The organism is Algoriphagus oliviformis (assembly GCF_017254915.1).
Lineage (GTDB): Bacteria > Bacteroidota > Bacteroidia > Cytophagales > Cyclobacteriaceae > Algoriphagus > Algoriphagus oliviformis.
Genome location: NZ_JAFKCT010000004.1, coordinates 134,241 through 147,963, shown reverse-complemented (window position 1 = coordinate 147,963; position 13,723 = coordinate 134,241). Strand labels below are relative to the sequence as shown.

Below are 13,723 nucleotides of genomic sequence, written 5' to 3'. Positions count from 1 at the left end.
GACCAAAATCAGGTAATAGAGGTTTCACTCCTCTATTTTTTCGATTGAATTGAAATGCAAACGATAGCGCACATTGTGATGTGAAATGAGCTGGAGGTGAATTTTGGTGTTTTTAGGCATCCAGGGCTTTTGCCCGAAGTATGTTCTTGTGCCTTGCTGGCTGCTGATGGAGCTTGTTTAGTTGGAAATCCGAAAATGCCGCGGAACACACCAGGAAAAATACCGTATGCGCGTACCAGTAACCGGCAAAAATCCATCGTCACGCATTCTTGAATTTATTGTTAAAAGTACTGCTGATACTTAACGGATCGTTGAACTGCTTTTCGGTGATTTTGCCCGCGGAGCGCAGCACCTTTGCGGCAAGAAGGCGACCCTGGACTTCCAAGCGGGCTGGGTTTCTTTGTTGTTTTGTGGTCAAGCAGTTGATTGTCATTTGTTTGAAGACAAGGCGATAGGGGACAAAGAGCTTTTTCGCGGGGCTTTGGGGAATGGGTAACGAGAGCAGCAAGCCCAGCTCCTCCAATCCCGCAATCGCCTTTGTGGACGTGAGTCCCTCCGCCGCCGCAGGGAGAATCCAGCTTTCCAACGGGACGTCTGGAGAGGTGATCTTCAATCCCGGTGTTCGCGAGTGGCTGGATAAAAAGTACCTTTACCCCATCCCAGAGACCGACCGGATCATCAATCCCAACTTGGGACAAAACCCGGGCTGGTAAGTTCAGTTTGACATTTTCAACTAATTGCAGAAGTTTCCCGCCGGGAAACTTCTGTTTCGTTAAACAACCAAAATTCATGAAAACATACCTGATCGCCATTTTGGCCACTTTGCTGTCCCTGTCGGCCTTTGCGCAGCAAAATCCCGAGATCAAAGTCTCCAGCTACAACCTCCGCATGGACACGCCCAAAGACAGCCTCAATGCCTGGCCACTTCGCAAAGACAAGGTCAAGGCGCTGATCCAGTACCATGATTTCGACATTGTGGGCACACAGGAAGGATTCATCCATCAGATCAAGGATCTACTGGAAATGCCCGGATTTGCCTACGTGGGCGCGGGTCGTGACGACGGCAAGACTGCCGGGGAACACTCCGCCATCCTGTACAAGACCGGCCTGTTCAAACTCTTGGACTCCGGCAACTTCTGGCTGAGGGAAAATCCGGACGAACCGGGACTGGGCTGGGACGCTACCTGCTGCAACCGGATCGCCTCTTGGGCGCTGTTTGAGGACAAGCGAAACAAGCGGCAGTTCTATGTCTTCAATGCGCACTTTGACCACCAAGGCGTGGTGGCGAGAAGGGAGTCCGGCAAGCTGATGGTGGAAAAGATCCAGGAGATCGCCAAGGGCAAGCCGGTGATCTGCACCGGAGACTTCAATTCCACGCCGGAGACGGAGCAGATCGTGAGCCTTTCGGCCTTATTGGGCGATGCTTACGCGGTGAGCAAGATGCCGCCTTACGGGCCGGTGGGAACGAGCAACGGATTCAGGTTTGACGCGGCGTTGAAAAACCGCATCGACTATATCTTCGTCAGCGGGGATTTCGAAGTGTCCAAATACGCTGTGCTGACCGACGCGCAGGACCAGCGCTATCCGTCCGACCACCTGCCGGTGGTGGCGACGCTTCATTTTGCCAAGTGATCCTCACGGAAAGAAACGAAAAACCGTCCATTTGGGCGGTTTTTCGTTTTTATGAGATTCAAATATGTCGCGTTGCGATCGGCGGAAAGGGGTCTCGGTATTGGCAGTCCAATGGACTTTGCGCTAGAGTGGGGGAGGCCAGCGGATTTTCCAAAGTGTGCGAGACCAAAGAAAGCCCAGGGCGTTTTTTGTGGTTAGTCCCTCAGCCAGTCGCCCAACTCCTCTTTGAGCCCGGCTACCTGCTCCTCGTCGAGCGGTTTTTCCCAAAAATCAATCACGGCCTCAAACTCCCTGGATTTTTCCCTGTCGGCGAGGCTCAGGGAGGACGTGACCATCACCACCTTGATGTCGGCGTGCTTGACGTTTTCTTCCAACATTCTCAAAAAGTCCCATCCGTCGATTCTGGGCATGTTGATGTCCAGGAAAACCAGTATGCGGGTATTGTGCTCGTCAAGGGGAAGAATGGACTCAAAGGCGTCTCCGGCATCAGAGTAGGCACTCGGGCTGTCGCTCAGCTTGCCCTCTCTGACCATGATTTTGTGCAGGAACAACACCCCCGGATCGTCGTCGATGATATAGATCTTGGCTGCGTTGTCTATCATTGTTTTTTTAGGTTTTCGGACTTCGAGTGGGTTTCCTTCACGATTCTGTCCAATTGCTTCAGTGTTTCCAGCAACTCGATCTCCAGTTGCTCCTTGCTTTTTCCCACGTCCGTGTAGCGAGGATACTTGATCAGGAGTTGGTTGATTCCCATTGCCTTGGTCAGGGGAGCCCTGACCAGATGCGACTGGCTCCAGGTGATGTCCATCAGGATGCTGTTTTTGCTTTCGATTTCGCTGAGGGCGTCTTTCAGCTGCCCGTTGGCTTGGCTGAGCTCCGAGGTCCGCAGGCTTACCATCCTTTCCAGTTTCCTTTTCAACTTGATGTTAAAGTAGTATTTGACCATAAAGATGGCCAAAAGAAACAAAGCGGCAGCAACAAATACTTTGAAGCCCGTAGTTTCCACCAGGGAGGCGGAGACTACGATGGGCAGGGTCCTGGTCTCTTCCAGCTTGCCATGGCGGAGGATTTTCACCTCCAGGTCGTAGCAGCCGGGCTTTAGCCCGCTGAAGGTTAGTTGCCGCTGCTCCTTGATGGGGTGCCAAAGTTCTGTCTTGGGGTCTATCCGGTAAAAGAGCGAGTATTGCGCTTGGTTGTCAAAATCCACTAGGCTGAACGAGATCTGGAAGGTGCCTATCCCCTGGGGGATTTCCACGGCGTCGCCGATGGCTGTTTTCCGGTCCGCAACCTGAAGCTCATCCCAGATGAAGTGGGAATTGTTTGGTTTCACGTCCACGGAGGGGTCGGCTTCTACGATGCCGATGCCTTCCACGGTAGGTATCCATATTTTCCCGCTAAAATCCCTGAGGGCGGATGGGAAAATCAAGCCGTTGGCCTCAGAGTTGGGCATGCCTTGGCTTTCGTTGTAGAGCGTGTTGGCGATGAAAAAATCCCCCTCCGGATGGTTCTTGAACCGGTCAAGCTCGGAATTGGCGAAGTATTGGATGCCAAAATTGTTGCTGATCCAGACGCCGTCCCTCCCGTCGGATATGATGCTGTACACGCTGCGGGATTTCAGTCCGTGCCGTTTCCTCAAGACCTGGAATTCCCCGTCTTCCAAAACTACGATCCCGCCGTGGGTGCCGAGCCACAGGGCTTCGTCCTTGTCCTCGTAGATGCAGTAGATCACATCTTCTCCAGGGGTGAGCGGCAGGATTTGGTTTTGTACAAACCTCCCGTTCTCAAACCTGAACAACCCTTGGTTCATCGAGCCAATGACCACCTGTCCGTTTTTCAGCTCAAGGATACTCACGAAACTGGTCCCGGAGTAGGCTTCCGGGATGGGGACTTTGTGCAATACTCCGTCTTGGTCAAAATAGTGTATCCCCCCATATCGGGTCAGCACCCATAGCCAACCCTTGGAATCCCGGTAGACGGCATAGACGTAGTTGCTGGTGAGGCCTTCGTCTTGGGTGATTTTGTCCACTACCTTGCCGCTGTCCATGTCTATGACCGAGATCCCCGAGGTGCTGCCTGCATAGATCAGCCCTTCGGACGCGCCAATGGTGTTTACGGCATTTTGCAGGAGTCCGTCCGCGGTGGTCAGGGTGCTCAGCTGGCCCCCTTCGATGCGGTGCAGGCCCTCGGACTTGGTGCCTATCCAGATGCTGCTGTCGGAGGACTGAAAGACGGCCTTGATGTTTTTTTGCCTCAGGTCCCGGTAGTTGAGCTGGTGGACTTTGGCGGGTTTCACGAGGGCGAGTCCCCGGCCCAGGGTGCCGAGATAGAGGTTGTCGTCCTCCTTGATGATCTTTCTGACGGTATAGTTTTTCAGTTCGGGATAGGAAAACCCGTGGACCTTTCCGTCTTCGATCAAGATCAGTCCTTTTTCCAGCGAGCCTGCCAAAATCCTGTCTTCCGAGTCGACGATGAGGCTGCTGGGGTTGATGTCCTTGCATTCCTCAGCCTTGAGCATCCGCTCCATTTTGTAATCGGGCCCGAGGCGAAACATTCCCTGCTCGGGCGAAAACACGTAGAGGCTCTTTCCGTTTCCAAAGACTTTTTGCACCCAGAGATCATCTGGGCTCACGAGCACTGCCTCTCTGGACTTCAGGTCAAACTCGTAGAGTCCTCGGCTGGTGCCGACCAGAAGTTTGGAGTTTTCCAGAGGAAGAAAGCCCAAGATCTCCAGCCGCTGCTGGGGTTTCCAAAATTCCAATGGCCGGAAGGTGCCGTTGTCCCAGGAAAAGATTTCGCCCCTTTGGTTGCCGATCAAAAGGCCCCCGTTGCCGTTTTCGGCGATTGCCCGTATCCAGGTGTTTTTTGCGATTTCGGAGCAGTCGATGACCTTCTTGATGTTCTTTTCCAAAAGGGCAATGCTGCGGTCTCCGGTCGCCCAAATGCCGCCCTCGGTCTTGAAGAAGGTGTAGTAGGTCACCTCCAGCATTTCGGGGTAGGCATCCTGGTCGAAGATCTTGGTAGAGCCTCCGTCAAATCTGACCAGCCCCTCCTCGGTGGCTATCCAGAGGTATCCCAGGTTGTCCTTTTCGAGCGCAAAAACCGCGTTTTGAGGCAGTCCGTTGGAATTGTCCCAGATCTCAAGCACATAGTCCTTGACCATCCCGGATGAATCCGGGACGAAGACTCCAGACTGGGCTAGTCCCTCCTGTCCTGTGGAAAATAGGAGAAGGGCCGGCAGCAGCATGGCAAGGAAAAAAATCACTGGAGACTTGGTACTCAAAGTATCTAAAATTGGGCAACTTTCGGTTAAACACGCCAAGCCCGGATGGGTTTTCGGTCGGCGACGAAGTGTTGGTTCTTCCATCGTCGTAGGGAAGGGGCAGCTGGATGCATGGGCCGCCGTATTCCGGGATGACTGCTAAAACTAAAAACAATATGCCAATATTATACCCTTTTGGCTTTTCGTTTTCCTTCCGATTTCGCGATTGGCTTCGCGATAATTTTACAGGTGGCAATAAGTGTGGATGAATATCGGGTAAAAAGGCTGGGCGGCGGGTGATTTGAAAATGTGGTAAGGGATAGTGGTTTTTCTGGCATGGCAGCGGGTGAATTTCCCCTACTCAAGAATGTTTTGTTTGTCTTTTAGAGAGGAAAAGATTTTACGTCATGCAAGCTTACCTCAGATTTGTACCAAAAAAAACTTTGGCCAACTGGGATGCCAGGCACTGATTGCAGCCCCAGGGTTGTCCAGAGCATTTTTCACGGAATTGCTGATTTGACTGGTAGTGTTAAATGTTGACAAAATTGGATTTTGTCCCTATTCCAGTAACTTCCAATCTCTGTATAGCTCTTGAAACGGCAACATATAGCAACGATTTTTCACTTTTTATGTAAGCCTGTTTTTGTGTATCTGGCAAACTGCCAAGAGTCTCAAAATGTCGGGGGGAGGTTCTGTCGTTTACGTCTACCAAAAACACCTGTTTGAATTCAAGGCCTTTAATATTGTGGAAAGTCAATAAGTTAACCCCGTTTTGATGGCCTACTTTGCTCCCTTGCTCATATTCAGTATAGGGAATTCCCTTTAAATGAAGAGCAGATTTAAAATCTTTTAAGCCATTTTTTATCCTTGAGCTAATGGCGATTTCCTCTGGTTTGTAACCACCTTCAAGTAAAGATGCTATTTCTCCTATGACATAGTCAGTTTCTTGGTTCTTCGAGTGAAATATGGTGTACTGAGGTTTTTTTCCATGAAACAATGAAACATAACCACCGGTTTCTTCTTTTTCCCCTTCAAAGTCATCATAGTGCTCATTGCTGATGATGGAAAATGCAAGCTTTTTAATCTCTTCAGTAGTTCGGTAGTTAATTCGTAATCTCTTGCTCCTTTTACCCCTGACGTTTATTCCCGCTTGAGAAAAATTAATTCGTTTGTCATAGATCTTTTGGAGAGGATCGCCGACCAAGAAGAGATCATTTGCTTTTTCAGGAACCAAGGATCTAATTACTCGAAGCTCAACATTCGAGAAGTCCTGCAACTCGTCTACCAGAACATAATCGAAGGCTTTGGTCTCGTGTGCTTCCAAAAAGTTGACAAGAAGGTTATAGAGTTCTTCTTTGTGGTAGAAACGGTAAGTGGCTTTGGTGTTATTGTACTTCTGAACCAAATTCCAAACATCCTTCCGCTGAGTTCTACTTATAGCTCTACCTCTGCCAATTCTGGGAGCCTTTAAGTACTCCTCGATATTTTTAACGTCATGATAAAGAATGACTTGTTCGTATTCCTGAAATAAAAAATCCTGATCAAAAGGTGATAGTTCAGTGCTCAGGACTTCTTCCCAGATTTCTTTGGAGTCTTTGATGCTGTGGAGTCCAAAGACTTTATAGTCGTGTTTGATTAGAGCGAAATTTTTGACCAAATCAAAGGCTAAAGCATCGATATTCGAAATTGTCAACCCTTTTGAGTCAATCTCCAAGTCAGCAGCCAATTTCCGTAGATTTTCGGTCAAAGCTTTGGTGTAAGTAGTGAAGAGGATTTTTTCACCTGAAGACTTGTTTTCCGAAAGAAATTTCATTCGATGTAATGCTGCTACGGTTTTACCAGTTCCGGCTCCTCCTGACACTTTTACAGCTCCCGCAAACGACCCATCAACCAATTTTCTTTGGGAAGGATGAAGGTAATATTTCCACTTTCTAAGGTTCCCTTCCAATATTTCATTGAAGAGGTCGTCGTCAGTGAGTTCAATAAAGCTTCTTTGATTGTTGATACTTGCCAGTTGTTCATCTGCTGAGACCGCTTCCGTTTTGCCTTCCTCTATTTCAAAAACCAATTGTTCGATTGATGCTCCGTCAGCCAGGTAAAACAGATTTTCGAATGTGTCTTGTGGAAGAAATTTTTCAATCTTTTCCAGCCCATCCAGATTATCAATGATTCTGATTGATGGCAGGAGAACATCGGGAACTCCTATTCTCAGGAGTTCGTCATTTGAATATTCGCTGAAAAGCTTCTGTACTTCTTTTAGTCCGTCCTCTTGGGTGGATTCAAACTCCTTTTCAAGTACCTCAGGAGCTGCGAATACCTGCATGCTTTGGGTATTTTCATTCCATTGAAAGACCTTATTAGTGGCCCACTCATAAGCCTTGTCATGATGATCAACCCAAAGGAGAAAGTAGGTCTCACCTGATTCTGGTACTTTAATAATAGCACGATAGGTTTGGTCTACCCGAGCAGATCGCAGTGAGCTGTCCTTGAAACTTTGAATCGGTTCCAAATGAATTCCAGACGACTTTGAGTTTTCCCGAAATTTGCGCTGGAAATCCACCACCTTCTTTTGTATCCCTTTTGGCAAATTAATTAATGACTCAAAAAACTTGTCATAAAACAACAACTTCATAGTTCTAAATTTTTTAACTGCTCTAAACTGCTAACCTGGTACCCGTGATTTTCGAAATATATCAGACTTTGTGAATCAATGGGCTCAAACACTATCTTCAAATGCTCGATGATCAATCCTGCTTCCGCGAGAATGTTTTCCTCGTCATCGATTGCTGTGTAGAGTTTTATTTCGTCTTTCTGGTTTTTTATAACCCCTTTTTCAAAGAGTTTGGTCAATAGGACGTGATAGGCATCGTCAGGGAAATTGCCCAAGAGTTCTCCGAGGCTGTATTCGTTTTCGATAGCTTCGATGCCCTCGTTTGGCTTTTTAACTTCCTCAAAAAACTGGATGGCATTAAATAAAGTCCAAAAACAATTCCACTCGCCTTTGTCGATTTTTTCAGCCGACCTTATTCTGAACCTGTAGTATGGTTGCCATTTCTTTAGATGGACCAGCACTCCCATTTCAAAGAGGTCGTTTTTTGGCACTCCGCCAAATGGAATCAATGCGTTTTGGGTCTTTTGATCGAGCGCATATTGATCAAGATATTCTTTTTCAAAAAAAGCTTCTTGGATTTTCTCCGGACGATAGCTGGGGTTTAACCATTTTTGCTGAAAGGAAATAAAGAAAAGGCCCCAAGAAAAGTTGAAAACATTGGTATTGGGAATTGGGAACCGAAGAAGAGCAAGGAGTCTCTCAAAATTGTTTTTGGTCTCATAAACTTTGATCGGATCTTGTGTTCCAAATTTTTGAGTGACTATCCTCTTACTGCCTTTGAAGCCGTCGGCCTTGGAGAGCTCAAAAAGAAAGTCTTCAGAAAGTTGCTTCTCTCTGTCTGGAATAAACCCTGAGTCGAATTTTTCTACATCGTCCCAAGTCAACGTCCAGGAAACATACTGATTGCTGGCTAATATGGCCTGCCGCTTCTCCAAGTCGTTTAGAAATCTGTTGTTCTCTTCCGAAGCGTGGAATTGATAACCATCCAAATAGACAGCTATTCTTGGAATCGATTCCAGGTCTTCAAATTCTTTTCCGTTGAACGAGGCTGCCGTGCAAACAAGAAGAAAGTCAGTTCTGGTGATGAACTGGATCCCATGAGAAGGCCCCAACACTACTTGAGGTCTGATATGATAAGTTAGGTCTGAGGAACTGTTTTTGAATTTCAGAATGTAATTCACTCGCCCATCCTCTTTTATTTCTTGGAGCTCCCATTCTGGCGTTTGCTCAGCCAATATTTTTAGGCTCCTCACAAATCTTTCTTCCAGTTCGGACTCTTCTATCTGGCCACTTGCTGCAATTTTCCCAAGCCCGTGTGGTACAGACTCCCAACTTTCTGATTTGTTGACAATCTCGGCAAATCGTTTTTCCGCTCTTTCCCGACTTAGATCTTGCTGGTAATACTGGTTTTGGTAGGAATAGATGCAGCGGTAGCATCCGTCTTTTCCATGATGCTGGCAAGAGCAGTCCTTGATTTCATTGTAGGCTAACTTCAGCAGTTCACTGAAGTTTAGACGGTCAAAAAGTTTCTCCAGGTATCCGGTTCCGCCAGGGACGGTGTCAAAAAGAATTAAGTATCGATCTATTTTTCCGGTATGATGGTTGTACTCCCGGTAATCTGAAACGGAAATGTGTTGGGGGTTGCCATTAAAGTACTTTTTCAGCCCAAGTTCCATTCCTGCCTGGAACATTTTTATTTCGGCTTCAGTGTTAAAATCCTGAACAGGCAGTAGGATTTTTAATGCCTCGGTTTGGATTTCCCGAAACAAAAAAGCTTCGGCAAATACATCGTCGGATCCTCCCCTATAGTCCCGATCTTTGTGCTTGCAGTATCCATAATGGAATTTGTAATCCCCTTCCCGAATGTTTGAAGAGGATTTGCCGCAGTACATACAGGTCACAAAGCCATGGGCGGGAACTTCTGAACTGTTGATGGTAATCCTTCGGGCATCTACCTGTCCTTGTTTGCCCAAGTTTACATCAGTAATCGTAGTATTTTTCACAAACTCAATTCCAAAGGGAATTTCTTTCATCGCCCAAGCTCCTTGGGACAGATTTGCCTTAAACTCGAAGTGCCGGCTAATTTCATAGACATTACTTTCCCGGTCTTCCTGATCATCTTTCAAATAGACATCCGACTCATTGTTAAAGGATTTGACGTTGGTGAGCTTTACGAAATGGTGGTTGTTGGAAGCTGCTCCCCAAGAAGAGTCACCACATTTAGGGCAAGTAGCCTGGCTGGGCTGGAAAGTTCCGATTTCCAAATGGTCGCAGTTTGAACAAAAACGTTTGGTGTGGGAATTGTTCGAATCAGTCCAGTCAAATGTATTTAACCCCGTGACTTTGAATTTATAAGTTTGGGAATAGAAAAAATTGTCGGGAGCAAGCTCCTTAATAGCCTGACTGGCACCCCTAACGATTTCAAAGTCTTTGCTTAGAGGGGCTTTGGTGCTTGCCTCTGCCTGGTTTCCCAACACTTTAGCCAAAAGGGTTACTCCTGTTTCGGGAAATGCGTAATTGGGCAAGGCACCGATGTTAGTCAAATACTCAAGTGTGTTTCTCTTTTTTATACTGTAGACAATCCCACTCAGATTTTTTGCTTCCGTCTCCAGTTCCTTTCGGTCAGGATCTTCGGTTCCCAAGTTCAAAGTCTTGATTCGCTTGAGGACTTCTTCTCGCTTTTTTTGGATATCGGCAATTTCTTTTCGGAGTTGATCAAAGATGTTTTTATGGGAGAAGTAAAAATGGTCGCTGTCCAAACTTTGTCTGAGCTCATCAAAGATTGACTGTGACACATGAAATTCATACTGTTCTTTGAAGCGATCAAAGAGTATTGTCTCATTGCTTTTGACAAAGTTCAAAATTCGATTCATGAAAAAATCAGCGCTTTCAAGGCTTTCCAGACTTAGCTTCAGGAATTTGATGTTTGGAGGGATATTGTTTGCCTTACTGTCCTTCGAAGTCCAAGAATCGATGCAATAGGCAAAAAAGTGTCTTTTGAGGATTTCTTTTGCTTCCAGATAGCAGCCGGGAGTATGGACCTCACCAGCCATCATATCCAAAGGCGCCTGATAGTAGAAAAGGTCATGCGACTTGCTCTGCGCAAAATTGACCAATAGCGCCGAACCTGATTTACGTCCAGCCCGACCTACTCGCTGCAGGAAGTTGGAGGGAAGCGGAGGGATGGAGTTGTTGATGGCGGTGTTTAGCGTGCCGATGTCGATCCCCATTTCCAAGGTACTGGTGGCGACCATGACATTTTTTGAGTTGAACCTCGGTCTCTCCTTGAAATCTTTCTCAAGCAGTTCCCTGTTTTTTCGCTCCAAAAGCCCGGTATGTTCTGCGGCATAGATCCTTGGTGATCTGTTCCTGTTATAGACCAGTTGATAGTAGTTGCTTTCTTGAAAAATACCCGCCTCACTCAGAAAGCTGTAAGAGCCCGGACACTTATACATGAGGCATTTTCCTCCCTCGATCCCCAGGTAATTATCCGCAGTTTGTATTTCATGCTCGCACTTGTCACAGCTTAGACGCTTGACATTTTTGCTGATTCGCAGGCTGGCTGGATTGATTGCAAAGTTTACTTGCTGGCCGGCCACTTTCCTGTCCAATATTTCAGCCGCTTCCAAGGCCAAAATCACTTCGCTGAACAACTCATTTACAAAGTCGGGATGATTTCCCGCCAGTTGGAAAGACTTCTTGAAATAGCTATGAAACCAATTGGCATGTAGCGAAAATGTGCTGTCAAGCAGACCTCTGGTTTCCTTTTCATAGGTGATGAGCTTGGGGAGTCGCTGGGAGGGATGGAAACGCTTGTTCAGGAAGTGCCGCTTATCTTTCATCCAGTTTAAGTCCCATAGACTTAAGTCCTTCTCTCTAAACTTATCCAGAAAAACATGACTGATTGCCCCTCTGCTTCTAATCCTGTGCAATAGGAGAGTGACAAAACGATTAAAATCATCCCGCTGAATAGTCTGGGATGCGTCGTTCGTGGATATCCAAGACTCCAGCCGGGGCCATAGGGCGGCAATCTTGGACTTGTCAAAAAACACCCCTGATGATCCGGTCTTTTCCAGAGTCCGACCGATGAGGGAGTTGTATCCAAATTCCGCAAAAATCTCCCATCGGACTCGATGGTCAAATTCCTTTTGGAAGGCCTGCGTATATTTTCCGTTTTCGTGATAGTCGCTGGGAGAGGCTTTTCCCAGGTAATCGGTGGGGAAAAAGCGATAGAAGTAGGCATCCAGCGGCTTTTCACCGCTTTCATCAGCATTGGCTTTCCAGTAGTCTATGAAGTTATCGGCAAGCTCAGCCAAGGAGAGGGCTTGGTCTGCTTGGTTGATTACCTTTTGCAAGGAAGACCTGAAGGTGAATCGATAGTTTCGGGCTTCTACAAAACTTGCTTGGTGGGCGGCATCCTGAACGGCATTGGTGAAGGCCAATACCTTTCTTTGCTTTTCAGTTTGTCCGTCCAGATCAGTGGAGAGGGTCTGTCCTACCGCTATAGAACTTAGGGTTGCTACCCGTGTACCGATGATTGCGACGGTATTTTTTGTGTTGCATTCAGGGCAGTAATGTTCTGCATATCCTTTCGCATTTACTTTTTTGAATGCGGTGATTCCCACCCTCCCTTCTTGATATTCGGTATTGAACTCCAGGTTAGAGGGGCTTAGGTAAGTCTTAAACTGATCCGTTGGCTCATAGCCCACCATCGCGGCATCTGTTTGGGAAAACCGCGACGTTTCATTGACAAAGTAAATGTGCTTGTGGTTGTCAAAAAACTTGGAGTAAACATCATTGATGTCCCTTTCAAACCGTTCCTTATTGTCGTGCTTGACACCGAGCCATCCGGAGGCGCCGCACTCTCTGCAAAACCAAGGTGGTAAAGCCAAGGCATTGTCTTCAGGATTGATGTGGTCTTTCCAGGTAAACCGCGGTTTGTTTTCAATTGCGCGGAGCACTCCGCTCAATTCTCTGATCCATAGATGAGTTTGTGCAAAGAGAAAAGGAGAAGCAGCTGGGCTCGCGAGATCCATCTCCTTGGCAATGGTAATGATGGAAATCAGAGAATGAATGGCCGCCTCCTTGGGGTTAAATCGGTAGGTTTCGTTCCACTGGGGATAATTGTCCCGGAATGCCGGGTTTTTAGAGGAAAGAAGGTTGGATACTTGCTCCACCGTGTAGATTCCCTGTCTTTCATTCAGCACCTCTACCAAATCTCTTACAATCCGAAGCTCCCTCAACTGGGTAGATAATTTGTCCAGCCGCAGTCCCCAGATATCCAGTTGTTTCCGTACATAGGAGTCGAAACCCTCGTTGGCGACAGGCAGGCTCTCACGCAAGGACTTGATGCTCGGAGATGAGTCTCTCAATAGATCTCTGTCTTCGAAGAAGTCATCTATTTTTTGCCGGTTCTCTGTAATTACGGCATCTTCAGTCAGCTCTTCCCCAAATATTTTTGAGGCATACTCCGAGAGGAGTCTGGGAGCGTCCACTCCCGAACCAATGGTAGCTGAAGTTCCTACCGGGCAAAGGTGATTTTTGGGAATGTTGATTTTCAGTTTTAATCTTCGAATCAGGTTAGCCACATCCGTCCCCTGTGCACCGTCATAGGTGTGCAGTTCGTCCAATACCAAAAACTGAAGGAGGGTAGGATCTTGGAGGTTTCCCGCCCAGAGATCATGATAGTTGGACTTCATCAGGGCATAGTCCAGCATCTTGAAGTTGGTCAGGAGAATATCCGGAGGGGAGCCGAGAATGGTCTCCCGGTTTTCGATGATGTTCTTTGGCCCCATGCTCGTAGGAAAGTTTTTATTGTCCTTTCCCTCTCCGATAAAAAGTCCTGCAGTCAAAATCCCCTTTAGCCGATCATCTTGATGGATGATATCCGCCATCCGCTCGGCCTGGTCCGTGGCCAAGGCATTCATGGGGTATAGGATGATCACCTTGATGCCAAAGCGCCTCCGCTGCTCGTAGCAATAGTCCAAAATCGGATATAAAAAGGACTCGGTTTTTCCTGAGCCGGTTCCGGTCGTAATCAGGGTTGATTGCGGATTTTTATCTCTGGTACTTAATCGGTGCCATGCTTTTACCTGATGATCATAGGGAGGCCAAGTCGGTTTAATGGTCAGAGGAATGTTTGCCGCCTCCTCTGCATTGGCTTTGACGAAAGGCAGTCTTAGCGAGACAAAGGGGCCTTTGAACATGCCGTCCTGGGGATC

General features: G+C 47.3%; 6 protein-coding genes. 2 read left to right on the top strand and 4 right to left on the bottom strand.

Going from position 1 to position 13,723, the window contains the following annotated elements; translation table 11 throughout:
• Window positions 1-488: 488 nt before the first annotated feature.
• Window positions 489-713, top strand: coding sequence for a RagB/SusD family nutrient uptake outer membrane protein (locus J0A68_RS11140; RefSeq protein WP_236025542.1), 225 nt, complete (start codon window positions 489-491; stop codon window positions 711-713).
• A 76-nt stretch (window positions 714-789) separates the two neighbouring features.
• The gene (locus tag J0A68_RS11135) at window positions 790-1,632 is read left to right on the top strand and encodes an endonuclease/exonuclease/phosphatase family protein (RefSeq protein WP_206578293.1); all 843 of its coding nucleotides are present in this window, start codon (window positions 790-792) and stop codon (window positions 1,630-1,632) included.
• A 194-nt stretch (window positions 1,633-1,826) separates the two neighbouring features.
• Here the strand turns inward: J0A68_RS11135 and J0A68_RS11130 are convergent, their stop codons facing one another.
• From J0A68_RS11130 to J0A68_RS11115, 4 genes are all read right to left on the bottom strand, one after another.
• Window positions 1,827-2,234: a response regulator gene (locus J0A68_RS11130; RefSeq protein ID WP_206578292.1), complete on the bottom strand. Its 408-nt coding sequence runs from the start codon at window positions 2,232-2,234 to the stop codon at window positions 1,827-1,829.
• Window positions 2,231-4,912, bottom strand: a complete 2,682-nt coding sequence (locus tag J0A68_RS11125; protein ID WP_206578291.1) for a ligand-binding sensor domain-containing protein — start codon at window positions 4,910-4,912, stop codon at window positions 2,231-2,233. Before J0A68_RS11125 ends, J0A68_RS11130 begins: the two co-directional genes overlap by 4 nt.
• A 508-nt stretch (window positions 4,913-5,420) precedes the next feature.
• On the bottom strand, window positions 5,421-7,523 hold the full coding sequence (locus J0A68_RS11120; protein WP_206578290.1) for a UvrD-helicase domain-containing protein: 2,103 nt from the start codon (window positions 7,521-7,523) through the stop codon (window positions 5,421-5,423).
• On the bottom strand, window positions 7,520-13,708 hold the full coding sequence (locus J0A68_RS11115; protein WP_236025571.1) for a DEAD/DEAH box helicase: 6,189 nt from the start codon (window positions 13,706-13,708) through the stop codon (window positions 7,520-7,522). The genes J0A68_RS11120 and J0A68_RS11115 overlap by 4 nt, the downstream gene beginning before the upstream one ends.
• Between the last annotated feature and the right edge of the window lie 15 nt (window positions 13,709-13,723).